Annotated in this window: 22 protein-coding genes; 2 read left to right on the forward strand and 20 right to left on the reverse strand. The window is 71.3% G+C overall.

What is annotated here, in order from left to right; translation table 11 throughout:
* Window positions 1–113 precede the first annotated feature (113 nt).
* Window positions 114–677 carry a bifunctional pyr operon transcriptional regulator/uracil phosphoribosyltransferase PyrR gene (gene pyrR / locus ACFYV5_RS22965; RefSeq protein ID WP_355111743.1) on the reverse strand — a complete coding sequence of 188 codons (564 nt, stop codon included), beginning with the start codon at window positions 675–677 and terminating at the stop codon, window positions 114–116.
* A gap of 254 nt (window positions 678–931) precedes the next feature.
* On the opposite strand from pyrR, the gene bldD reads away from it, so the two are divergent.
* Complete coding sequence (gene bldD / locus ACFYV5_RS22970; RefSeq protein WP_030214967.1) at window positions 932–1,432, forward strand: transcriptional regulator BldD; 501 nt, start codon at window positions 932–934, stop codon at window positions 1,430–1,432.
* A gap of 158 nt (window positions 1,433–1,590) precedes the next feature.
* Here the strand turns inward: bldD and nusB are convergent, their stop codons facing one another.
* From nusB to ACFYV5_RS23040, 14 genes are all read right to left on the reverse strand, one after another.
* The gene (gene nusB / locus ACFYV5_RS22975; protein ID WP_355111745.1) at window positions 1,591–2,022 is read right to left on the reverse strand and encodes a transcription antitermination factor NusB; all 432 of its coding nucleotides are present in this window, start codon (window positions 2,020–2,022) and stop codon (window positions 1,591–1,593) included.
* Window positions 2,023–2,024: 2 nt separating this feature from the next.
* Window positions 2,025–2,591, reverse strand: a complete 567-nt coding sequence (gene efp, locus ACFYV5_RS22980) for an elongation factor P (protein ID WP_355111746.1) — start codon at window positions 2,589–2,591, stop codon at window positions 2,025–2,027.
* A gap of 48 nt (window positions 2,592–2,639) precedes the next feature.
* Window positions 2,640–3,746 carry an aminopeptidase P family protein gene (locus ACFYV5_RS22985; protein ID WP_389171318.1) on the reverse strand — a complete coding sequence of 369 codons (1,107 nt, stop codon included), beginning with the start codon at window positions 3,744–3,746 and terminating at the stop codon, window positions 2,640–2,642.
* Window positions 3,747–3,855: 109 nt separating this feature from the next.
* Window positions 3,856–4,737, reverse strand: coding sequence for an AAA family ATPase (locus ACFYV5_RS22990; protein ID WP_389171321.1), 882 nt, complete (start codon window positions 4,735–4,737; stop codon window positions 3,856–3,858).
* Window positions 4,738–4,917: 180 nt separating this feature from the next.
* On the reverse strand, window positions 4,918–5,364 hold the full coding sequence (locus tag ACFYV5_RS22995) for a type II 3-dehydroquinate dehydratase (RefSeq protein ID WP_355111750.1): 447 nt from the start codon (window positions 5,362–5,364) through the stop codon (window positions 4,918–4,920).
* A complete protein-coding gene (gene aroB, locus ACFYV5_RS23000; RefSeq protein WP_355111752.1) occupies window positions 5,361–6,455 on the reverse strand; it encodes a 3-dehydroquinate synthase in 1,095 nt (364 codons plus the stop codon). The genes ACFYV5_RS22995 and aroB overlap by 4 nt, the downstream gene beginning before the upstream one ends.
* Entirely contained in the window at window positions 6,452–6,937 is a 486-nt protein-coding gene (locus tag ACFYV5_RS23005; RefSeq protein WP_355112068.1) for a shikimate kinase, read from the reverse strand. Before ACFYV5_RS23005 ends, aroB begins: the two co-directional genes overlap by 4 nt.
* 29 nt (window positions 6,938–6,966) lie before the next feature.
* On the reverse strand, window positions 6,967–8,151 hold the full coding sequence (gene aroC, locus ACFYV5_RS23010) for a chorismate synthase (RefSeq protein ID WP_355111753.1): 1,185 nt from the start codon (window positions 8,149–8,151) through the stop codon (window positions 6,967–6,969).
* A 164-nt stretch (window positions 8,152–8,315) separates the two neighbouring features.
* Entirely contained in the window at window positions 8,316–9,146 is an 831-nt protein-coding gene (locus ACFYV5_RS23015) for a shikimate dehydrogenase (RefSeq protein ID WP_389171942.1), read from the reverse strand.
* A 2-nt stretch (window positions 9,147–9,148) separates the two neighbouring features.
* Window positions 9,149–10,936 (reverse strand): endolytic transglycosylase MltG, encoded by a 1,788-nt coding sequence (mltG, locus tag ACFYV5_RS23020; protein ID WP_389171325.1) that lies wholly within the window; start codon window positions 10,934–10,936, stop codon window positions 9,149–9,151.
* Window positions 10,937–11,037: 101 nt separating this feature from the next.
* The gene (gene ruvX, locus ACFYV5_RS23025) at window positions 11,038–11,502 is read right to left on the reverse strand and encodes a Holliday junction resolvase RuvX (RefSeq protein ID WP_355112071.1); all 465 of its coding nucleotides are present in this window, start codon (window positions 11,500–11,502) and stop codon (window positions 11,038–11,040) included.
* 11 nt (window positions 11,503–11,513) lie between these two features.
* Window positions 11,514–14,183 carry an alanine--tRNA ligase gene (alaS, locus tag ACFYV5_RS23030; protein ID WP_389171327.1) on the reverse strand — a complete coding sequence of 890 codons (2,670 nt, stop codon included), beginning with the start codon at window positions 14,181–14,183 and terminating at the stop codon, window positions 11,514–11,516.
* The gene (locus ACFYV5_RS23035) at window positions 14,183–14,524 is read right to left on the reverse strand and encodes a DUF6167 family protein (protein ID WP_389171330.1); all 342 of its coding nucleotides are present in this window, start codon (window positions 14,522–14,524) and stop codon (window positions 14,183–14,185) included. The genes alaS and ACFYV5_RS23035 overlap by 1 nt, the downstream gene beginning before the upstream one ends.
* A 6-nt stretch (window positions 14,525–14,530) precedes the next feature.
* Window positions 14,531–14,962: a DUF948 domain-containing protein gene (locus ACFYV5_RS23040; protein WP_355111759.1), complete on the reverse strand. Its 432-nt coding sequence runs from the start codon at window positions 14,960–14,962 to the stop codon at window positions 14,531–14,533.
* A 170-nt stretch (window positions 14,963–15,132) separates the two neighbouring features.
* Between ACFYV5_RS23040 and ACFYV5_RS23045 the strand changes: the two genes are divergently transcribed.
* Window positions 15,133–17,295, forward strand: a complete 2,163-nt coding sequence (locus ACFYV5_RS23045) for an ATP-binding protein (protein WP_389171333.1) — start codon at window positions 15,133–15,135, stop codon at window positions 17,293–17,295.
* A 28-nt stretch (window positions 17,296–17,323) separates the two neighbouring features.
* Here the strand turns inward: ACFYV5_RS23045 and rpsD are convergent, their stop codons facing one another.
* The 5 genes from rpsD to ACFYV5_RS23070 all read right to left on the reverse strand — a co-directional run bounded on the left by rpsD (window position 17,324) and on the right by ACFYV5_RS23070 (window position 22,436).
* Complete coding sequence (gene rpsD, locus ACFYV5_RS23050) at window positions 17,324–17,938, reverse strand: 30S ribosomal protein S4 (protein ID WP_158985446.1); 615 nt, start codon at window positions 17,936–17,938, stop codon at window positions 17,324–17,326.
* Between the two features lie 357 nt (window positions 17,939–18,295).
* Entirely contained in the window at window positions 18,296–19,648 is a 1,353-nt protein-coding gene (locus ACFYV5_RS23055) for a replication-associated recombination protein A (RefSeq protein ID WP_389171946.1), read from the reverse strand.
* A gap of 46 nt (window positions 19,649–19,694) precedes the next feature.
* A complete protein-coding gene (locus ACFYV5_RS23060; protein WP_389171337.1) occupies window positions 19,695–20,306 on the reverse strand; it encodes a vitamin K epoxide reductase family protein in 612 nt (203 codons plus the stop codon).
* Window positions 20,307–20,455: 149 nt separating this feature from the next.
* Window positions 20,456–21,718: a histidine--tRNA ligase gene (gene hisS, locus ACFYV5_RS23065; RefSeq protein WP_389171340.1), complete on the reverse strand. Its 1,263-nt coding sequence runs from the start codon at window positions 21,716–21,718 to the stop codon at window positions 20,456–20,458.
* A 10-nt stretch (window positions 21,719–21,728) separates the two neighbouring features.
* Complete coding sequence (locus ACFYV5_RS23070) at window positions 21,729–22,436, reverse strand: MBL fold metallo-hydrolase (RefSeq protein WP_389171343.1); 708 nt, start codon at window positions 22,434–22,436, stop codon at window positions 21,729–21,731.
* Between the last annotated feature and the right edge of the window lie 16 nt (window positions 22,437–22,452).

A 22,452-nucleotide genomic window follows, 5' to 3' on the forward strand; every position in this document is an offset into this window, starting at 1 on the left:
GGGTTCTCTCCGTGGTGGGGAGGTCGGGGGTCGGGGGGTGTCCCCCGGAGGGCCCGTCGGGCGTGCGGGCGCGCAGGGGCGTGCCCTGGACCCGTCGGACAAGCCCGTACGGGCTAAGCGCTGGGCTTGCTGCCGAGCAGCACGGTGTCGCGACCGTCCTCCTCGGCGAGCTGGACCTTGACCGTCTCCCGCAGCGACGTGGGGAGGTTCTTGCCGACGTAGTCGGCGCGGATCGGGAGTTCGCGGTGGCCGCGGTCGACGAGGACCGCGAGCTGGACGGCGCGGGGGCGGCCGATGTCGCCGAGCGCGTCGAGCGCGGCCCGGATCGTACGGCCGGAGAAGAGCACGTCGTCCACGAGGACGACCAGGCGGCCGTCGACGCCGTCACCGGGGATCTCGGTGCGGCCGATGGCGCGCGCGGGCTTCATCCGCAGGTCGTCGCGGTACATGGTGATGTCGAGGGAGCCGACCGGGATGGTGCGTCCGGTGATCTCGGCGAGCTTGTCGGCCAGCCGGCGGGCGAGGAAGACGCCACGCGTGGGAATGCCGAGGAGGACCACGTCGTCGGCACCCTTGGCGCGCTCGACGATCTCGTGGGCGATGCGGGTCAGTACCCGCGCGATGTCCGGACCCTCGAGAACAGGGCGGGCGGCATCGGTCTGCTGCTGCGTGTCCATATGAAACGGACCTCCTTCTCCGCCTCACGGGACGGACCTTAAAGGACGTCGGAATTGCGCCACCGACTCTACCAGGGGCGGGCGACCGCCCTGCTCACCACCCTGCCGCCACTCCGGGCGCCGTCCCCCGGGAGGGGGCGGTATGGACCATTCGGCTTGACGGGAAAGAGTAACGCTGCGTAACCTCACAGTGAGTTACCAGCCACGCGGCGGAGCCGCACGTTGTCCACAGCGTCCAGCGTCCGGGGAGCTATATGTCCAGCGAATACGCAAAGCAGCTCGGGGCCAAGCTCCGTGCCATCCGCACCCAGCAGGGCCTTTCCCTCCACGGTGTGGAAGAGAAGTCCCAGGGCCGCTGGAAGGCCGTCGTGGTCGGCTCGTACGAGCGCGGTGACCGCGCCGTGACGGTGCAGCGCCTCGCCGAGCTCGCGGACTTCTACGGCGTTCCGGTGCAGGAGCTCCTGCCCGGCACGACCCCCGGCGGGGCCGCCGAGCCGCCGCCGAAGCTCGTTCTCGACCTCGAGCGCCTGGCCCACGTCCCGCAGGAGAAGGCCGGCCCGCTGCAGCGCTACGCGGCGACGATCCAGTCGCAGCGCGGCGACTACAACGGCAAGGTGCTGTCGATCCGCCAGGACGACCTGCGCACGCTCGCCGTCATCTACGACCAGTCGCCCTCGGTGCTGACCGAGCAGCTGATCAGCTGGGGCGTTCTGGACGCGGACGCGCGCCGCGCGGTCGCCCACGAGGACAGCTGAGCAGAAACGTTGCCGCCGGGGCGGGGAGGGCCTGAGGGCCTTCTCCGCCCCGGCGGTTTCCGTAGGGCGCGGACCGGCTGCGAGAGCGGCGCGGGAGCACGGCGAAGGGGCCCGCAGCACCATGTGCTGCGGGCCCCTTCGTCTGCCGGGGCGCGGGTTCAGGCGTCCCGGCGAAGGCGCGGCTTCAAGTCCTTGAAGCGGGCCAGGAGGCCGTTGACGAACGTCGGGGACTCGTCGGTGGAGAACTCCTTGGCGAGCTGCACCGCCTCGTCGATCGCCACGGCGTCCGGCGTCTCGTCGGCCCAGATCAGTTCGTACGCGCCGAGGCGGACGATGTTCCGGTCGGCGGCCGGCATCCGGTCCAGGTCCCAGTCCACCGCGTAGGTGGCGATGAGCTCGTCGATCCGGTTCGCGTGACCCGCGTACCCCTCGACCAGCTGCATCGTGAACTCGTTGACCGGCGGCTGGCGGTCGTCGGACCGGGCGTGCCGGACCCAGTCCGCGAGGACCTCCTGCACGGACGCACCGCGCTGGTCGGCCTCGAAGAGGATCTGGAAGGCGCGCTTACGGGCCTTGCTCCGAGCAGCCACGGTTAGTCGTTCACCCGGCCGAGGTAGTCGCTGGTGCGCGTGTCGACCTTGACCTTCTCACCGGTGGTGACGAAGAGCGGGACCTGGATCTCGTGGCCGGTCTCCAGCTTGGCGGGCTTGGTGCCGCCGGTGGAACGGTCGCCCTGGACGCCCGGGTCGGTGTGCTCGATGGTCAGCACGACGGCGGCCGGCAGCTCGACGTAGAGCACCTCGCCCTCGTGCTGGGCCACGGAGGCGGTGAAGCCCTCGATCAGGAAGTTGGCGGCGTCGCCGACGGCCTTGCGCTCGACCATGAGCTGGTCGTAGGTCTGCATGTCCATGAAGACGAAGTAGTCGCCGTCCATGTACGAGAACTGCATGTCGCGGCGGTCGATGGTGGCCGTCTCGACCTTCACACCGGCGTTGAAGGTCTTGTCGACGACCTTGCCGGACAGCACGTTCTTGAGCTTGGTGCGCACGAAGGCGGGGCCCTTGCCGGGCTTGACGTGCTGGAACTCGACGACGGACCAGAGCTGGCCGCCTTCGAGCTTGAGCACCATGCCGTTCTTGAGGTCGTTCGTGGAAGCCACGGTTGCGGAATCTCCTGGACTGACGTGGACCAGGGAGGCGTACGCGCCCTACAGCGCGAGCAGCTCCTTGGTCGTAATGGTGAGTAGCTCGGGTCCGCCGTCCGCCTCCTGGCGCACGACGAGCGTGTCATCGATCCGGACCCCGCCCCGGCCCGGGAGGTGGACCCCCGGTTCGACGGTGACCGGCACACAAGCGTCCAGTTTACCCATGGCCGAGGGTGCGAGCTGCGGGTCCTCGTCGATTTCCAGGCCCACACCGTGCCCGGTGAGGAGCGGAACGGCCTCTCCGTGACCCGCGGCGTCCAGGATGTGCCGTGCGGCGCGGTCCACGTCCCGGTATTCGGCGCCGGGCGCGAGCGACTCCCGGCCTGCCCTCTGAGCGGCGAAGACAAGGTCGTACAGCTCGATCTGCCAGTCCGCTGGGGTTGTACCGATGACGAACGTACGGCCGATCTCGCAGCGGTAGCCACGGTAGTTGGCGCCAAGGCAGACGGAGAGGAAATCTCCTTCCTCGACACGGCGGTCGGAGGGCCGGTGGCCGCTCCGGCCGGAGTTCGGACCGGTGGCCACGGAGGTCGGGAAGGCGGCGCCGTCCGCGCCGTGGTCGACGAGCCGGCGCTCCAGCTCCAGGGCGAGATGCCGTTCGGTCCGCCCGACCAGGATGGACTCCAGCAGCTCCCCCAGCGCCTGGTCGGCGATCTCGGCCGCGATCCGCAGACAGGCGATCTCGTCCTCGTCCTTCACGATCCTCAGCTGCTCCACGGCTCCGCCGAGATCGGCGAGCTGCAGCTGCGGGGCGACGGAGCCCATGGCCCGGTGGCGGGCCACGGTCAGATGGTGCTCCTCGACGGCGAGGGAGTGCGCACCCGCCTTGCGGGCGAAGTCGACGGCCGCGACGGCCGGATCGCCGTCGGCCGCGGGCAGAATGGCCTGCCGGAGCAGCTCGTCGAGCCGCCCGTCGGCCGGATCGCCGCCGGGGGCGGTGGGACAGAGCAGTACGTCCTCGTCCGGGCCGAGCAGCAGCACGGCGCCCGGGGGCGAACCGCCCGCGAGATAGCGGACGTTGGCGGGGCGGGAGACCAGGGCCGCCGGGCTGCCGACTGCCGCGCACCGGTCGCGCAGCCGCATTCGTCGGTCCGCATACACCTCTGACATGTTCCGAGCCTACGAGGGGCGGGCCGCCCCGGCCTGCTCAGCGCGGCCGACCGGGCCATCACCGCCCGCATCGGGCCGTCACCGGCCATCACCGGTCGGCATCGGGCCGTCACCAGGCGGGCGGGCTCGCTATCGACCGGGCCAGGACCTCGTCGAGGACGCGGGCGGTGGTCTCGACGTCGTACGTGGAGTTGTCGATGATCGGCAGGCCGGAACCGTACCAGCCGGCCATCCGGCCGTGGATGGAGGCGACCTCCTCGTCCGAGAGACGCCGGTTGCCGCTGCGCTCGGCGTTGCGCTCCAGGACGATCTCCAGGCCGGGGAGGAGGACCACCGGAAGCAGCCCGGGGCCCACGTGCCGCTTCCAGCCGCCGAGGCCGACGACGGGCCGGTCGGGGAAGACGGCGTCGTCGAGGATGCACGAGATGCCGTTGGCGAGGAAGTTGCGGGCCGCGAAGCCGCAGGTCCGGCGAGCGAGGCGGTACTGGGCCTCGGAGTGCTCGTTCCACCCGGACTGGGGGTCGGCGAAGCCGGAACACACCCACTCGCGGACGTCGTCGAGGCTGATGTGCGCGGTGGACACGCGGCGGCGCTGGGCCCAGTGGCGGGCGACGGTCGTCTTGCCGGCGCCGGCCGGGCCGATCAGCAGGACGGCGAGGGTCGCCGTGCCGGTGCCGGGCTCGGCGGCGGGCGGCGCGGGCATGGCGACGGGCGGCAGCTGGACGTGTCCGGTGGTGTCGCGCGGCGCCTGCGCGGGCTGGCCGGGGTGCGACGGCACACTTCCGGTCCAGCCGGGGGCCGGCGGCGCGGCGGGGAGGTGCGCCTGCGGCGGACCGGGCGGGGCAGGACGGGGCGCCTGCGGCGGAGCGGGCGGGACGGGGTGCGGGTGCGGTGCCTGGTGCCCGCCGTGCGCCATGACCGGTCGCCCGGCGCCCTGCGGCCATCCCGAGGGTTCGGGTGGTGGCAACGGAGCCCCCACTGCGTGCTGCATCCGGTGCCACTCCGTCTCGTACGGCCGATACTTCCAGGAACGTTACCGCCCCCGGCCCCCACAGGGGGAACGGCCGGGGGCGGCGAGGAGTGCCCTCGGGCGGGCCCGTTCGCCTCCGGGATGCTCGGGGGCGCGTTCCCGGCGCGCTCGGCGCGGCGCGCGCCCGGGGCTCCCGAGCTGTCAGCCGGTCAGTTCCTCGGCCAGCGCCCGCAGGGCCAGCCGGTAGGAGCCGATCCCGAATCCGGCCACCGTCCCCGTCGCGACGCCGGCGACGACCGAGGTGTGCCGGAACTCCTCCCGGGTGTACGGGTTCGAGATGTGCACCTCGACCAGCGGCGCGGTCCGCTGGGCGGCCGCGTCGCGCATGCCGTACGAGTAGTGCGTGAACGCTCCCGGGTTGATGACGACCGGGATCGAACCGTCCGCCGCCTCGTGCAGCCAGCGGATCATCTCGCCCTCGTCGTTGGTCTCCCGCACGTCCACGTCGAAGCCCAGCTCGGCGCCGAGGGCCCGGCAGGACTCCACCAGGCCCTTGTACGACGTCGCGCCGTAGATGTCGGGCTCACGCGAGCCGAGCCGGCCCAGGTTCGGGCCGTTCAGCACGAGGACGGGCTTGAGATCGCTCACGCGGACACCTCGCCGTAGGCCGCGACGAGCACCGCCGGGTCGGGGCCTTCGAGGACGGTCGGCTTGGCGAGCCCGTCAAGGACGATGAAGCGCAGCAGGTCGCCGCGGGACTTCTTGTCCACCTTCATGGTCTCCAGGAGCTTGGGCCACTGGTCACCGCGGTAGGTGAGCGGCAGGCCGACGGACTCCAGGACCGTACGGTGGCGGTCGGCGGTGGCGTCGTCGAGCCGGCCCGCGAGCCGGCCGAGCTCGGCGGCGAAGACCATGCCGACCGACACGGCGGCGCCGTGGCGCCACTTGTAGCGCTCGTTCTTCTCGATGGCGTGGGCCAGGGTGTGGCCGTAGTTGAGGATCTCCCGGCGACCCGACTCCTTGAGGTCGCCGGAGACGACCTCGGCCTTGACCCTGATCGAGCGGACGATCAGCTCGGCGGTGTGCGGCCCCTCGGGCGTACGGGCGCCCTGCGGGTCGGCCTCCACCAGGTCGAGGATCACCGGGTCGGCGATGAAGCCGGCCTTGATGATCTCCGCCATGCCGCTGACGTAGTCGTTCACCGGCAGCGAGTCCAGCGCGGCCAGGTCGCAGAGCACCCCGGCGGGCGGGTGGAAGGCGCCGACGAGGTTCTTGCCCTCGGCGGTGTTGATGCCCGTCTTCCCGCCGACGGCCGCGTCGACCATGCCGAGGACGGTGGTCGGTACGGCGATCCAGCGCACGCCGCGCAGCCAGGTGGCGGCCACGAAGCCGGCCAGGTCGGTGGTCGCGCCACCGCCCACGCCGACGATGACGTCGGTGCGGGTGAAGCCGGTCTGGCCGAGCGCCTTCCAGCAGTACGCCGCGACCTCGGCGGTCTTGGCCTCCTCGGCGTTGGGCACCTGGATGGCCACGGCCTCGAAGCCCTGGGCGGCGAGGTCGGCCCGCAGGGCCTCGCCCGTCTCGGCGAGCGCCTCGGGATGGATGACGGCCACGCGCTTGGCGCGGTTGCCGATCAGGGCGGGCAGCTCCGCGAGCAGCTGCCGTCCGACCAGCACCTCATACGGATCCGTGCCCGCCGAGCCGCCGACCTGAATACGGGTCACTTCGTGGTCCGTCATACGTCCTTCTTCAGCTCCAGTGCGTCGAGGACCGCGCTCGCGACCTCTTCGGGGGTGCGGTCGTCGGTGGCGACGACGACCCGTGCGACTTCGGTGTAGAGGTGCCGGCGCGCCTCCATCAGCTCGCGCCACTGGCGGCGTGGGTTGACGGCGAGCAGCGGCCGCGCGGTGTTGAGTCCGACGCGGCGGACCGCCTCCTCGACGTCCATCGAGAGATAGGCGACGGGCAGCCCGCTGAGCAGCTCACGGGTGCCGGCGTCGAGGATCGCGCCGCCGCCGAGGGCGAGGACGCCGTCGTGCTCGGCGACCGCGGTCCGTACCGCCTCCCGCTCCAGGGCGCGGAAGTGCTCCTCGCCGTCCTCGATGAAGATGTCCGCGATCTCACGGCCCTGGGCGGCGACGATGTCGGCGTCGGTGTCCCGGTAGGGCGCGCCCAGCAGCTCGGCCAGGAGCGCGCCCACCGTGGACTTGCCGGAGCCCATGGGCCCGACCAGGACGACCAGGGGTCCGGTCACCGGATCTGGAGGTTGTCGAGGTACGAGCGGACGTTGCGGCGGGTCTCCGGGACGCTGTCGCCGCCGAACTTCTCGACGACGGCGTCCGCGAGGACGAGCGCGACCATGGCCTCGGCGACGATGCCGGCGGCGGGGACGGCGCAGACGTCGGAGCGCTGGTGGTGGGCCTGGGCGGCCTCGCCGGTGGCGACGTCCACGGTGGCCAGCGCGCGCGGGACGGTCGCGATCGGCTTCATCGCGGCGCGGACGCGCAGCAGCTCGCCGGTGGTCAGGCCGCCCTCGGTGCCGCCGGAGCGGCCGGTGGTGCGCTTGATGCCGTCCTCGGTGTTCACGATCTCGTCGTGCGCCTTCGAGCCGGGCACGCGGGCGAGTTCGAAGCCGTCGCCGACCTCGACGCCCTTGATGGCCTGGATGCCCATGAGCGCGGCGGCGAGCCGCGCGTCCAGGCGGCGGTCCCAGTGGACGTGGGAGCCGAGGCCGACGGGCACGCCGTAGGCCAGGACCTCCACCACTCCGCCGAGGGTGTCGCCGTCCTTGTGGGCCTGGTCGATCTCCGCGACCATCGCCTTCGACGCGTCGGCGTCGAGGCAGCGCACGGGGTCGGCGTCGAGCTTCTCGACGTCGGCGGGGGTCGGGTAGACGCCGTACGGTGCCTTGGCGGCCGCGAGCTCCACCACGTGGGAGACGATCTCGATGCCCGCGGCCTCCTTCAGGAAGGACCGGGCGACGGCGCCGAGGGCGACACGGGCGGCGGTCTCGCGGGCGCTGGCGCGCTCCAGGATCGGCCGGGCCTCGTCGAAGCCGTACTTCTGCATGCCGGCGAGGTCGGCGTGTCCGGGGCGGGGCCGGGTCAGGGGCGCGTTGCGGCCCGTCTCCTTGAGCTCCGCGGGGTCGACCGGGTCGGCCGACATGACCTTCTCCCACTTCGGCCACTCGGTGTTGCCGACCATCACGGCGATCGGGGAGCCGAGGGAGAGCCCGTGCCGGACACCACCCAGGAAGGTGATCTCGTCCTGCTCGAACTTCATGCGCGCCCCGCGCCCATAGCCGAGGCGCCGCCGCGCGAGGTGGTCGGCCACGAGCTCCGTGGTGACCGGGACGCCGGCGGGAAGGCCCTCCAGCGTCGCGACCAGCGCGGGTCCGTGGGACTCTCCGGCGGTCAGCCAGCGCAACCTGCTCAACGATGCTCCTCATGCTCGCGCCCAGAACTGCTGTGGCGCGGCCAGGTGCGCGGCCCTGGCCCGCCGTCGTCGATCCTCCCACGTCCGGCGGCGGATCCCGCTTCAGGTCCAGTTATCGGACGATGCATCCGGCGAATATGTCAGTTCCGGGCCGGGAGCGGCGGCTACGAGGCGGACGCCAGGGCCTTCTCGCCCGCCCGCCGCATCACGGCGAGCGGCGCCGGGGCGCGGCCGGTCATCTGCTCGACCTGGAGGACGGCCTGGTGCACCAGGAGGTCGAGGCCTCCGAGGACCGTGCCGCCCCGGGCGGACCAGGCCGCGGCGAGCGGGGTCGGCCAGGGGTGGTAGAGCACGTCGAAGAGGGTGCCGGGAGCGCCGGTGACGTCCGGCGCCAGGGCGTCGGTCGCGCCGGCGGGGGTGGTCGCGATGACAAGAGGGGATGCGAACGCCTCGGCCGCACTCCCCCACTCCGCCGTACGGACGTCCACGCCGAGCCGCTCGCCCCAGCCCCGCATCTCCTCGGCCCGCGCCTCGCTCCGTACGTACGCGGTGACGGGGCCGGAGCAGATCCGGGCCAGCGCGGCGAGCGCCGACGACGCGGTGGCGCCGGCGCCGAGGATCGCGGCGGACTCCACCTTCTCGACTCCCCGCTCGCGCAGGGCCGCGACGAAGCCGGGGATGTCGGTGTTGTCGCCGACCCGGCGGCCGTCCTCGGTGAGGACGACCGTGTTCACGGCCTCGACGGAGGAGGCCGTGTCGCTGATCTCGTCGAGCAGCGGGATGACCGCCCGCTTGAGCGGCATGGTCAGCGACAGCCCGCGCCAGGAGTCGTCGAGGCCGGCGACGAATCCGGGAAGCGCGGCCTCGTCGACCTCGAAACGGTCGTAGGACCAGGTGTCGAGGCCGAGCGCCGCGTAGGCCGCCCGGTGCAGGACGGGCGAGAGCGAGTGGGCGATGGGCGAGCCGAGGACGGCCGCGCGCGACGGGTTGCTCACTGTCACTGTCCGGACTTCCGTGCTTCCTCGTACTTCTGCCGGTTCCGCTCGTGCTCCTCGTTCGTCTCCGCGAACAGGGTCTCGTCCTCGGTGACGGACACGAAGTAGTACCAGGGACCGGGCGTCGGGTTGATCGCCGATTTGAGCGCCTCGAGGCCCGGGTTGCCGATCGGACCGGGCGGCAGGCCCTTGATGTAGTACGTGTTGTACGGGTTCTTGAACTGGCGCAGCTTGTCCACCGAGCCGATGTCCAGCGTGCTCTGACCCTTGGCGTAGTTGACCGTGGAGTCGAAGTCGAGCAGGCCGTACGTCTCCCGGTTGTCGGGCTTGAGCCGGTTGTAGACGACGCGCGAGACCTTGTCGAAGTCCTCCTTGTGCTTGCCCTCGGCCTGCACGAGGCTCGCGACCGTGAGCAGCTCCAGGGGGGAGTCGAGCCCGAGCTTGGACGCCTCGGCCTGGAAGTCGTGCTTGCCGTACTCCTGGTTCGCGCGCGAGACCATCCTCCGCAGCACGTCCTCCGGCTTGTTGCCCTTGGCCACCGGGTAGCTCGCCGGGAAGAGGAAGCCCTCCAGCGGGTCCTGCACGTCCTTCTGGTTCTTGGCCCAGTCCGGGAGGCCGAGGTCGTTCGCCTTGGCCTTGGCGATGCCCTGCGTCGTGCCCTTGTCGAGGCCGAGCTTCTTGTCGATCTGCTCGTAGACCCAGGTGTTCCGCTTGCCCTCGGGGATGACGAAGTTGGCCTGGCTCGCCGGGCTCAGCATCAGCGCGACCGCGCTCTCCGCCGACATCTCCTTCTTCAGCGTGTACACGCCGGCCTGGATCGACAGCCCCTTCGGGTTCCGCTGCTGCGCCGAGACGAAGGCGTCGACGCTCGCGACGACCCCGGCCTTCTTCAGGATGTTGCCGATCTCGTAGCCGCCGGCGGCCTTGGGAATCTCGACCTGGACCGAGCCGCTGCCCTCACCCGTGTAGTCGGGCGACGCGCCGAACTGTCCCTGCCAGAACTGGTAGCCGAAATAGCCGACGCCGCCGACGCCGCCCGCGAGGACGACGGCGACGACCAGACAGGCGACGCCGTTCTTGCTCTTCTTCTTGCCGCTCTTCTTGCCGCCACCACCGCGCCGGTCACGACCGCCGCCTCGTGACGAGCGGCCCTCGGAGGGGTCCTCGTCGTGGTCGTCGTCGGAATCGCCGTCCTCGCCGGTGAAGAAAGGGTGCCGCTCTTCCTCCGCGGGCTCCGCCTCCCAGTCGATCACCGGCTCCGGCGGACCCTGCCGCCGGCCCGGGGGCTGCGGCGGCGGGTACGCCTCGGGGGTGCCGTAGAGGTCGGGGTCCTGACCGCCGTACGGATCGGCGGGAGTCGCGCCGTACGGCATGGCCGCCTGACCCGTCTCCCAGCTCGTGTCGTACTGCTGTGCGGGGTACCCGGGCGTGTCGTAACCCTGCCCCTGGTACCCCTGCTGACCGCCGTACTGCGGATCGTTGTACTGCTGGGGCTGGGGCTGATGCGGCTGCTCAGGCTGCTGCTGGTACTGAGGGTCGTAGCCCTGCTGACCGCCCTGGCCGTAGGGATCCTGGCCGTACGACGCCTGGCCGTACTGGTCCTGCCCGTACTGGCCCTGCTGGCCCCGGCCGTACTGGTCCTGGGCGTACTGGTCCTGGGCGTACTGGTCCTGGCCGTACTGCTGCGCCTGCTGCGGGTACTGCTGCTGGCCCCCCCATCCCTGCTCCCCGTACAACGGGTCCGCGGGATGCCACGGTTCGGAGCCGGGGCTCCGGCCATACTCAGTCATCGATCCCCAAACAGCCGCGAGGCGTCCGGACGATCCGCCTCTACGTTGTGCGGCAGCTGTTCGAACACCGCCGCATCGCGCGGAACGTTACCGTATCGCGATCAGATGACCACTTCGACGCCCTCGCCGGGCGGATTACCTGATACCCGTTCGGACTCAAGAGCAGCTTGAAGGATGATCACAGCGGCGGCCTGATCGATGACGGACCGCCCCTTCTTCGCCTTCACCCCGGAGGCCCGCAGTCCCTGCGTGGCCGTCACCGTCGTCATCCGCTCGTCGACCAGACGCACCGGCACCGGGGCGATCCCCTTCGCCATCTCGCGGGCGAAGGCGCGGACCTTGGTCGCCGCCGGGCCCTCCCGCCCGCTGAGCGAGCGGGGCAGGCCCACGACGACCTCGATCGGTTCGTACTCCTCGACGATCTGCCGGAGCCGCCGGTGGGCGGCCGGGACGTCACGTCCCGGCACGGTCTCCACCGGCGTGGCGAGGACCCCGTCGGGGTCGCACGAGGCGACCCCGATCCGGGCGTCCCCGACATCGATCGCGAGGCGACGGCCGCGACGCATCGTCGACTCCGTCACGCGGTTTCCACCACGAGGCGCTCGACGGCGTCGATGGCCTCGCCGATGGCCTCGGGGTTCTGGCCGCCGCCCTGGGCGACGTCGGGCTTGCCGCCACCGCCGCCGCCGAGGGTCTTGGCGGCCGCGCGGACCAGCTCGCCGGCCTTGAGGCCCCGCTCGCGGGCGGCCTCGTTGGTGGCGATGACCGTCAGAGGACGGCCGTTGGCCGTGGTGAACAGGGCCACGACGGCCGGGCGGTCACCCGGAATGCGGCCGCGGACGTCGAGGACCAGCCTGCGCAGGTCGTCGGCGGAGGTGCCGTCCGGCACCTGGCCGGTGACGAGGGCGACACCGCGGATGTCCTTGGCCCCCTCGACCAGACCGGCGGCGGCCTGCAGCACCTTCTCGGCGCGGAACTTCTCGATCTCCTTCTCGGCGTCCTTCAGCTTGCCGAGCATGGCGGAGATCTTCTCCGGAAGCTCCTCGGGGCGGCCCTTCACCAGCTCCTGGAGCTGGGCGACGACCGTGTGCTCCCGGGCGAGGAAGTTGTACGCGTCGACACCGACGAGGGCCTCGACCCGGCGCACGCCACTGCCGATCGACGACTCGCCGAGCAGCTTCACCAGGCCCAGCTGGGCGGTGTTGTGGACGTGCGTGCCGCCGCACAGCTCCTTGGAGAAGTCGCCGATGGTGACGACGCGGACCTTCTCGCCGTACTTCTCGCCGAACTCGGCGATGGCGCCCTGGCGCTTGGCCTCGTCGATCGGCATGACCTCGGCGTGCACGTCGAGCTCGCGGGCCAGGACCTCGTTGATCTTCTGCTCGACGTCCGTCAGGACCGTGCCGGGCACGGCGTTCGGGGAGCCGAAGTCGAAGCGGAAGCGACCGGGCGAGTTCTCCGAACCGGCCTGGGCGGCGGTCGGGCCGAGCGCGTCGCGCAGCGCCTGGTGGGTGAGGTGGGTGGCGCTGTGGGCACGGGCGATGGACCGGCGGCGGCGCACGTCGATGGCGGCGTAGGCGGTGGAGCCGACCGTCACCTCGCCGACCTGCACGGAGCCCTTGTGCACGGAGACGCCGGGGACCGGCTGCTGGACGTCGCGGACGTCGATGACGGCGCCGCTGTGCAGCTTGATCCGGCCCTGGTCGGCGAGCTGGCCGCCGCCCTCGGCGTAGAACGGGGTCCGGTCGAGGACGACCTCGACCTCGTCGCCCTCGGAGGCGGCGGGCGAGGGGACGCCGTTGACCAGCAGGCCGACGACGGTGGTCTCGCCCTCGGTGTTGGTGTAGCCGGTGAACTCGGTGGCGCCGTTGCTGTCCGCGATCTCGCGGTAGGCGGCGACGTCGGCGTGGCCGGTCTTCTTGGCCTTGGCGTCGGCCTTGGCCTTGTCCCGCTGCTCCTGCATCAGGCGGCGGAAGCCGGCCTCGTCCACGGAGAGGCCCTGCTCGGCGGCGATCTCCAGGGTCAGGTCGATCGGGAAGCCCCAGGTGTCGTGGAGCAGGAACGCCTTGTCGCCCGGGAGGACCGTGGAGCCGGCGGCCTTGGTCTCGGTGACGGCGCCGTCGAGCACGTTGCTGCCGGCGTTGAGCGTCTTGAGGAAGCGGGCCTCCTCGGCCAGGGCGACCGTCTCGATCCGCTTGCGGTCGGTGACGAGTTCCGGGTACTGCTCGCCCATCGTGTCGATCACGGTGTCCACGAGCTGCCCGACGACGACGTCGGTGGCGCCGAGCAGGCGCATGTTGCGGATGGCGCGGCGCATGATGCGGCGCAGCACATAGCCGCGGCCCTCGTTGCCGGGGGAGACCCCGTCGCCGATGAGCATCACGGACGTACGCATGTGGTCGGCCACCACACGCAGCGAGACGTCGGTGTCGTGGGTCTTGCCGTACTGGACGCCGGTGAGCTCGGTGGCCTTGTCGATGACGACCTTGAGGGTGTCGGTCTCGTACATGTTCTGTACGCCCTGGAGGATCATCGCCAGGCGCTCGAGGCCGAGACCGGTGTCGATGTTCTTCGACGGGAGGTCGCCGAGGATCTCGAAGTCCTCCTTCGAGGTGCCCTCGCCGCGCTCGTACTGCATGAAGACCAGGTTCCAGATCTCCACGTACCGCTCGTCGTTGACGGCCGGGCCGCCCTCGACGCCGAACTCGGGGCCGCGGTCGTAGTTGATCTCGGAACACGGGCCGCAGGGGCCGGGAACGCCCATCGACCAGAAGTTGTCCTTCTTGCCCAGCCGCTGGATGCGCTCGGCCGGGACGCCGACGACGTCGCGCCAGATCTGCTCGGCCTCGTCGTCGTCCTGGTAGACCGTGATCCAGAGCTTCTCCGGCTCCAGCCCGTAGCCGCCGTGCTCCACCGAGGTGGTCAGCAGCTCCCAGGCGAGCTTGATGGCGCCTTCCTTGAAGTAGTCGCCGAAGGAGAAGTTGCCGCACATCTGGAAGAACGTGCCGTGGCGGGTGGTCTTGCCGACCTCTTCGATGTCCGGCGTGCGCACGCACTTCTGGACGCTGGAGGCGCGCGCGAACGGCGGCTTCACCTCGCCGAGGAAGTACGGCTTGAACGGAACCATGCCCGCGGGGACCAGAAGCAGAGTCGGGTCGTCCGCGATGAGCGACGCCGAAGGCACGACGGTGTGCCCGCGCTCCTCGAAGAAGCTCAGCCAGCGGCGGCGGATTTCAGCCGACTCCATCAGTGGTCCTCATTCCGGTTGTACGAATACGTGGTGTCAGGGGTCTTCGGGGTGGCGTCGAGCACGGCCCTGCGACGCGGGCCCGGCAGCTCGCGCTCCGCGGGCGCGTCCACCGGTGCCTCCAGACCGAGCGCCTCGCCCAGTTCCGCCTCACGCTGGACCATGCCCGCCCTGACGTCGAGGGCGAAGTCCTTGAGCCGGTGGCCGGTCTCGATCGCCTTGTTCGCCGCCTGTGCGGCGAGGCTCTCCGGGGTCAGCTGCTTGAGCTTCCGGTTGACCTTGGTGGTGGCCCACACGCCGGCGGCGGCGCCGGCGGTGAACCAGAACGTACGGCGGAACATCGCGCCTCAGCCCTTCTGCTTCCGGCGTCGCGCGGTCGGCAGGGTGCGACCGACGACGACGGTACGTCGCGAGGGCGCCGGCGGCGCCTCGTCACGGCCGCGGCCGAGGGCCTTGCGCACCCCGTAGCCGAAGGCCGCGACCTTGACGAGCGGGCCCCCGAAGGTGGAGGCGACGGTGCTGGAGAGCGCCGAGGCGTTGGAGGTGACCTCCTGGACGTCCGAGGCGATCGCGTCGACCCGGTCGAGCTGGGTCTGTGCCGACCGCACGGTGGCGGAGGCATCGCTGAGCAGCGGGACGGCCTGCTCGGTCACGTCCGCCACCATCTTGGTGGTCGCCTTGAGCGTCTGCGCCAGCCTCACCAGCACCACGGCGAGGAAGGAGACGAGAATCGCCCAGAACACGGCCACCAGGATCCCGGCAACCTCTCCACCGGTCACTCCGCACCGCTCTCTGCTGTCGTTGGGCCCTTGCCAAAAGTCGTCCTCCGACCCTATCGCGCCCGGGGTCTTTCCCCGTACCGGATAAGGGCCGCACCGCCGCTCGCGGGGCAGGGACCCGACCGATCCGATTGTACGGAGTGCGCGCGGATGAGTACGCTCCGTGTCCCATGCGAAGGAGCAACCTCCCGGCGGAGCTCAACCGGTTCGTCGGACGGACCGACGAGCAGGACGAACTGACCCGGCTCCTGGGGGAGTTCCGGCTGGTCACCGTCGTCGGGGTCGGCGGTGTCGGCAAGACCCGGCTGGGCCTGAGAGTCGCCTCGGCCGCGCAGAAACGCTACGTCGACGGCGTGTGGCTCGCCGAGCTCTCGGGGCTGCGCGACCCGGATCTGGTGGCCCTCGCCGTGGTCGAGGCGCTCGGCCTGACCGACCACACCCTGCGCACGGCGCGCGAGACCCTGGCCGAGCATCTCGCGGAGCGCCGGCTGCTGCTGGTCCTCGACGGCTTCGAGCACCTCGTGGAGGAGTGCGCCCCGCTCGTACGGGAGTTGCTGCGGCGCTCCCCCGGCCTCACCGTGCTCGCGATGGGCCGGCGTCCGCTGCGGGTCGACGGGGAGGCGGTGTTCACGCTCCCGCCGATGGGCGAGGCGGACGCGGTGAGCCTCTTCGGGGAGCGGGCGACGGCCGCCGGAGCACCCGGCGCGCAGGGCGACCGGGACCGTGCCGTCGTGCACGAGCTGTGCCGGCGGCTCGACGGGATTCCGCTGGCCCTGGAGCTGGCGGCCGCCCGGATGCCGCTGCTCACGGCGGAGCAGATGCTGCACCGGCTCGACGACCGGTTCCGGCTGCTCGACGACGGTGCGCGCGGCGCGCTGCCCCGCCACCAGACGCTCCGGACGGCGATCGGCTGGAGCCATGAGCTGTGCACGCCGCGGGAGCGGCTGCTGTGGGCGCGGCTGTCGGTCTTCGCCGGGCCGTTCCACCTGGAGGCGGTGGAGTACGTCTGCGGCGGCCCGGACCTGCCGGCGGAGGAGATCCTGAAGGTGCTCGGCGGCCTGCTGGCCCAGTCGCTGGTGACGCGGGAGGACTCCGCCGCGGGCCCCCGGTACCGACTCCTTGACACCGTGTCCGCGTACGGGGCGGAGTGGCTGGCGGCTCTCGGCGACACGGAGCGGATGCGCCGCCGGCACCGCGACTGGTACATGGGTCTGGCCACCTGGTGCGAGCTGGAGTGGTTCAGCCCGCGCCAGGCCGAGGTCGCGGCCTGCACGGACGTGGCGCTGCCCAATCTGCGGGCGGCCCTGGAGCTCTGCCTGGAGCAGCCGGACGAGGCGCATCTGGCGCAGCACTTCGCGGGGACGCTCTGGTTCTACTGGGCGGGGTGCGGGCGGTTGTCGGAGGGCCGGCACTGGCTGGACCGGGCGCTGTCGCTCGACCCGGAGCGTTCCGAACACACGGCCGCCCGGCTGAAGGCGCTGTGGGTGCTCGGTTATGTGGCGATTCTGCAGGGGGACGGCACGGCTGCGGTCGCGGCGCTGCACGAGTGCGGCGAGCGGGCCCGCTCGGTCGGGAATCCGGTGGCGGAGGCGTACGCGACGCACCGGATGGGCTGCCTGGCGCTGCTCTCGGACGACATGCCCCGCGCGGAGGAGCTGATCGGCCGTGCGCTGGAGGCGTATCGCGAGCTCGGCGAGCTGAACAGCAATGTGCTGATGGGACAGGTCGAGCTGGCCATGGCCCGGGTCTTCCAGGGGGACCTGGAGAGTGCGGTCGCGCTGTGCGCGGAGGTGCGGGAGATCTGTGAGGAGCGTGGCGAGCGCTGGACCAGGGCGTACGCGCTCTATGTGCTGGCGTACGCGGCGTGGGTCCGGGGCGATCACGGCGAGGCGCGGGAGCTGCTCGGCGAGTGCGTCACCATCAACCACACGTTCCACGACCTGGTGGGTCTGGTCCTGGCGATCGAGCTGCTCGCGCTGGTGACGGCGAGCGAGGGCGATCCGGCGGAGGCCGCGGTGCTGCAGGGGGCCGCGCTGCCGGTGTGGGACTCGGTGGGCCTGCAGCTGTTCGGCTCGGGCTACTTCAACGGGGCGCGGGCCCTGTGCGAGCGGCAGGCGGGCGAGGCGCTCGGCGCGGAGGGCTACGGGGCCTCGGTGCGGGAGGGCCGGCGGCTCTCCCTGGACGCGACGGTGGACCGGGCGCTCAGCGAGCGTCGGGATCCGGCCGCCCGCCTCGTCGGCCCGCGGGCGCCGCGGCCGTTCCGTACGACGGCCCCGGACACGCGGAAGCCCGCCGGCTCCCCCACCGGCAAGGGTGGGGAAACGGCGGGCTGAACACCGCGGGGGTGGTACTACTCCCGGATCAGCGGGCGTAGTACTCGACGACCAGCTGCTCGTCGCAGATGACCGGGATTTCCTTGCGGTTCGGGTCGCGGTCGAGGCGGAAGGCCAGGGCCTTCAGGTTGACCTGCAGGTAGCGCGGGGTCTCACCGTCGGCGGCGAAGCCACCCTCGCGGGCCACCTGGAACAGGGGCTTCTCGCGGGAGCGCTCGCGGACCATCACGACGTCGTCGGGACGGACACGGAACGACGGCTTGTCGACCTTGCCACCGTTGACCTGGATGTGACCGTGCACGACCATCTGGCGGGCCTGGTAGATGGTGCGGGCGATGCCCGAACGCAGGACCAGGGCGTCGAGGCGACGCTCGAGCTCGACGACCAGCGCCTCGCCCGTCTTGCCCTCGGCCTTCTTGGCACGGTCGTAGGCGCGCGCCATCTGGCGCTCGCTGATGTCGTACTGGGCGCGCAGGCGCTGCTTCTCGAGCAGACGGACCTTGTAGTCCGAGTTCTGCTTGCGGCCACGGCCGTGCTCGCCCGGCGGGTAGGGGCGGGCCTCGAAGTACTTGACGGCCTTGGGGGTCAGCGCGATGCCGAGGGCACGCGACTTCTTGACCTTGGGACGGGACTGGTTCGGCATGAACCAACCTCTCTATCTGTGCGAATACGGCTTCACCAGGGTTGAGGAGGTCGCATCCGCAGCCGGGAAACCCGCCGGGTCCGTACGGGACGGACCTGCCGGGCAGCCGCTCCCAGGTCTGGGCACATACGTGCAGCACGCGAACGACCCACCGCCGCTCCCGGAATCCGGGTGGTGGTGGGTTGCCCGCGACACCTTCGAAGGTGCGCGACGCTCCTGGAGATCCCGCCCTGGGGCGGGGCTCCGGCTGCATGTCCCGTTCTGGTGGCGCCGGCCGAAACCGGACACGGGACGCAGCACTCCTCACGAGTGTACCGGGTCGGCCGGGGGCCCCGTGCACGCGCCCGGGTGCTGCCGTCAGCCGTCGCCCTTCAGCCGCTCCCGTACCTTCTCCACCACGTCCGCGTACCGCGCCTCCGCGCCGTAGCGGGTCGGTTCGTAGTAGCGCTTGCCGTGTACCGCGTCCGGGGCGTACTGCTGGGCCGCGATGCCGCCCGGGACGTCGTGCGGGTAGACGTACCCCTGGGCGTGGCCCAGTTTCGCCGCGCCCTTGTAGTGGCCGTCGCGCAAGTGGGCCGGGACAGGCCCCGCCAGGCCGTTGCGGACGTCCGCCTGGGCGGCGGAGATCGCGGTGGTCGCGGCGTTCGACTTCGGGGCGAGAGCCAGCGCGATCGTGGCGTGGCTCAGGGTCAGCGCGGCCTCGGGAAAACCGATCATGGCGACGGCCTGGGCGGCCGCCACGGCCGTCGGCAGGGCCGTCGGGTCGGCGAGGCCGATGTCCTCGCTCGCCGAGATCATCAGTCGCCGGGCGATGAACCGGGGGTCCTCCCCCGCCTCGATCATCCGGGCCAGATAGTGCAGCGCCGCGTCCACGTCCGAGCCACGGATCGACTTGATGAGGGCGCTGGCCACGTCGTAGTGCTGGTCGCCGTCACGGTCGTACGTCACCGCCGCGCGGTCGACGGTCTCCTCGACCGTCCGGAGCGTGATCTCCGGCTCGCCCTTGGCGATCGCCGCGCCCGCCGCCGCCTCCAGGGCCGTCAGCGCGCGCCGCGCGTCGCCGCCGGCGATCCGCAGCAGGTGCGCCTCGGCGTCCTCCGGCAGGGTGACCGCCCCGCCCAGCCCGCGCTCATCGGTGAGGGCCCGCTTCAGCAGGTCGCGCAGGTCGTCGTCGGTGAGCGATTCGAGCGTGAGCAGCAGGGAGCGGGAGAGCAGCGGGGAGATGATCGAGAAGTACGGGTTCTCGGTCGTCGCGGCGATCAGCGTCACCCAGCGGTTCTCGACCGCCGGGAGCAGCGAGTCCTGCTGGGCCTTGGAGAAGCGGTGGATCTCGTCGAGGAAGAGGACGGTGTCCTTGCCGAAGCCGCCGGCGGCCCGGCGGGCCCCGTCGATGACGGCGCGGACCTCCTTGACGCCCGCCGTGATCGCGGAGAGCTCCACGAAGCGCTTGTTGGTCGCCTTGGAGACGACGTACGCGAGGGTGGTCTTCCCGGTGCCCGGCGGTCCCCAGAGGATCACGGACGAGGCCCCCGCGGGGCCGCCGGCCCCCTCGCCCACCAGCCGGCGCAGCGGCGAGCCCGGCTTCAGCAGATGCTGCTGGCCGAGGACTTCGTCGAGGGTACGCGGGCGCATCCGTACGGCCAGGGGGCTGCTGGACGGATCCTTCTCCTGGCGTTCTTCTGCGGCTGCGGTAAAGAGGTCGGGCTCCACAGTCATGAAGCCTAAGTCAGAGCACTGACAGCGGGGCCCGCGCCCGTCAGCCGGTCCAGAAGTCCCACCAGCGCGTGAGGATCAGCATGCCGATGATCCCGATGTGCAGCACCGGCAGCACCCAGGTGAACTCGTCGAAGAAGGTCCGCAGGCCCCGGGGGGCGGGGAGGACGCCGTTGCGGACGTTGTGCGAGGTCACGTACCAGAACATGACGATGGTGGCGACCCAGGCCAGGCAGCACCAGAGGCAGAGCGCGTTGATCTCGTACAGCGACTGGTGCATCAGCCAGGTGCAGAACCCGACGCCGAACAACGTGCCGGCGTTCAGGCCGAGCCAGTACCAGCGGCGGTAGCGGGCGCCCGCGAGGAGAGCGACGCCGATGGCGATGACCATGGCGTAGGTGACCAGGCCGAGCATGGGGTTCGGGAAGCCGAAGACCGCCGCCTGCTCGCTCTTCATGATGTTGCCGCAGGAGACGATCGGGTTGAGGCTGCAGCCCGGGGTGAAGTTCGGGTCCTCGAGGAGCTTGAACTTGTCGAGAGTGATGACCCAGGCGGCCAGCAGCCCGGCGGCACCGGTGATCACCAGCATCCAGGCGAAGCCACGGCCGGCGCCGATCGTGCCGCGCGCCGCGTCGTCAACCGCTGCGTCTCTCATGTCCCCGATCCACCGTTCGCCGTCCTCCGGGCACAGTCATTCTGCCGCACGCGGGCACGTCACCACCGTTCGGTGGGCATAAGGACGGACGAGGACGGGGGCCCGGACCGCTTCGGTGCGGTCCGGGCCCTCTCGCACAGGACGTCCGGTCAGGCCAGCTCGGCCCGGAGCTCCTCGACCAGCTTGTCGAGGGCGACCGGCCGCTGCTCGCCCGACTCCATGTCCTTGAGCTGGGCGACGCCCTCCGCGAGGTCGCGCTCTCCGGCGACGACGGCGAAGCGGGCACCGGAGCGGTTGGCGTCCTTCATCGCGCCCTTCAGGCCCTTGCCGCCGAAGGAGAAGTCCGCCGCGATCCCGGCCTTGCGGAGCTCGGTCACCTTGCCGAAGAGCACGCGGCGCGCCTCGTCGCCGATGGCTACCGCGAAGACGCTGGTGGCGGCCGGGATCTCCAGCTCGACGCCCTCGGCCTCCAGGGCGAGGACCGTACGGTCCACCCCGAGGGCCCAGCCCACGGACGGCAGCGCGGGGCCGCCGATCATCTCCGAGAGGCCGTCGTAGCGGCCGCCGCCGCCGACCGCCGACTGGGAGCCGAGACCGCCGTGGACGAACTCGAAGGTCGTCCGGGTGTAGTAGTCCAGGCCGCGCACGAGCTTGGGGTCGTCCTCGAAGACCACGCCCGCGGCGGTGACCAGCGCGCGCACCTCCTCGTGGTACGCCTTGCACGCGTCGCACAGGTAGTCACGCAGCAGCGGCGCGCCCACGAGCTGCTTCTGCACGGACTCGCGCTTGTCGTCGAGGACCCGCAGCGGGTTGATCTCGGCGCGGCGCCTCGTGTCCTCGTCGAGGTCGAGGCCGCGCAGGAAGGTCTGCAGGGCCTCGCGGTAGACGGGACGGCACTCCTTGTCGCCGAGCGAGTTCAGCAGGATGCGGAAGTTCTTCAGGCCGAGCGAGCGGTACGCCTGGTCGGCGAGGATGATCAGCTCGGCGTCGAGCGCCGGGTCCTCGGCGCCGATGGCCTCGGCACCGACCTGGGAGAAGTGACGGTAGCGGCCCGCCTGCGCCCGCTCGTAGCGGTAGTACGAGCCGGAGTACCAGAGCTTGACCGGGAGGTTGCCCTGCTTGTGCAGGTTGGCCTCCAGCGCCGCCCGCAGGACGGAGGCCGTGCCCTCGGGGCGGAGGGCGAGGTTGTCGCCGCCCTTCGTGGTGAGGGTGTACATCTCCTTGGTGACGATGTCGGTGGACTCACCGACACCGCGCGAGAACAGTTCGACGTTCTCGAAGCCGGGCGTCTCGATGTAGCCGTAGCCGGCGTTCTTCAGCGGGGCGGAGATCGCCTCGCGCACCGCCAGGAACGTGGCGGAGCGGGGCGGGATCAGGTCGTACGTGCCCTTGGGGGCCTTGAAGGTGCTCACGTAGGTCTCGTCACATTCCTCGTCGGGGAGCGTCCGCGCTCCCAAGGCCGGAGGCCACCTGCCGCAGATACGGATTGGTGGCGCGCTCCTGGCCGATGGTCGTCTGGGGACCGTGTCCCGACAGCACCACGGTCGAGTTGTCGAGGGGCAGGCACACGCGGGCCAGCGATCCGAGCATCTCGTCCATGTCACCGCCCGGCAGGTCGGTGCGTCCGATGGAGCCGGCGAAGAGCAGATCTCCGGAGAACAGCACGGAGGGGATCTCCGTGGTCTGCGGCATCTGGAAGGTCACCGACCCCTTGGTATGGCCGGGCGCATGGGCGACGGAGAACTGCAGACCGGCGAGATCGAGCGTCGCGCCGTCCATGAGCTCGTGCACGTCGTCCGGCTCGCCCACGGTCAGCTCGCCCATGAGCGGCATCCCGATGGAGCGGCCCAGGGCCTTCTCCGGGTCGCTCATCATGTACCGGTCGGAGGGGTGGATCCACGCGGGCACGTCATGGGCGCCGCAGACCGGGACGACGGAGGCGACATGGTCGATGTGGCCATGGGTGAGGACCACCGCGACGGGCTTGAGCCGATGCTTCTTGAGCGTCTCCTCGACTCCCTGGGCGGCCTGATGGCCCGGGTCGATGATCACGCACTCCTCGCCTGCGGCGGGGGCGACCAGGTAGCAGTTGGTCCCCCAGGCCCCGGCGGGGAACCCGGCAATCAGCACGATCGTCCTTAAATGT

Origin of the sequence: Streptomyces sp. NPDC003035 (genome assembly GCF_042888285.1) — a bacterium.
GTDB lineage: Bacteria > Actinomycetota > Actinomycetes > Streptomycetales > Streptomycetaceae > Streptomyces.

Bases quoted from the DNA above. Each gene is read 5' to 3' on its own strand.
- pyrR (WP_355111743.1), bottom strand. From the start codon at position 677: ATGGACACGCAGCAGCAGACCGATGCCGCCCGCCCTGTTCTCGAGGGT.
- bldD (WP_030214967.1), top strand. From the start codon at position 932: ATGTCCAGCGAATACGCAAAGCAGCTCGGGGCCAAGCTCCGTGCCATC.
- ACFYV5_RS22985 (WP_389171318.1), bottom strand. From the start codon at position 3,746: ATGTCAGAGGTGTATGCGGACCGACGAATGCGGCTGCGCGACCGGTGC.
- ACFYV5_RS22990 (WP_389171321.1), bottom strand. From the start codon at position 4,737: ATGCAGCACGCAGTGGGGGCTCCGTTGCCACCACCCGAACCCTCGGGA.
- aroB (WP_355111752.1), bottom strand. From the start codon at position 6,455: ATGACGGACCACGAAGTGACCCGTATTCAGGTCGGCGGCTCGGCGGGC.
- ACFYV5_RS23005 (WP_355112068.1), bottom strand. From the start codon at position 6,937: ATGGGCTCCGGCAAGTCCACGGTGGGCGCGCTCCTGGCCGAGCTGCTG.
- mltG (WP_389171325.1), bottom strand. From the start codon at position 10,936: ATGACTGAGTATGGCCGGAGCCCCGGCTCCGAACCGTGGCATCCCGCG.
- ruvX (WP_355112071.1), bottom strand. From the start codon at position 11,502: ATGCGTCGCGGCCGTCGCCTCGCGATCGATGTCGGGGACGCCCGGATC.
- alaS (WP_389171327.1), bottom strand. From the start codon at position 14,183: ATGGAGTCGGCTGAAATCCGCCGCCGCTGGCTGAGCTTCTTCGAGGAG.
- ACFYV5_RS23035 (WP_389171330.1), bottom strand. From the start codon at position 14,524: ATGTTCCGCCGTACGTTCTGGTTCACCGCCGGCGCCGCCGCCGGCGTG.
- ACFYV5_RS23045 (WP_389171333.1), top strand. From the start codon at position 15,133: ATGCGAAGGAGCAACCTCCCGGCGGAGCTCAACCGGTTCGTCGGACGG.
- rpsD (WP_158985446.1), bottom strand. From the start codon at position 17,938: ATGCCGAACCAGTCCCGTCCCAAGGTCAAGAAGTCGCGTGCCCTCGGC.
- ACFYV5_RS23060 (WP_389171337.1), bottom strand. From the start codon at position 20,306: ATGAGAGACGCAGCGGTTGACGACGCGGCGCGCGGCACGATCGGCGCC.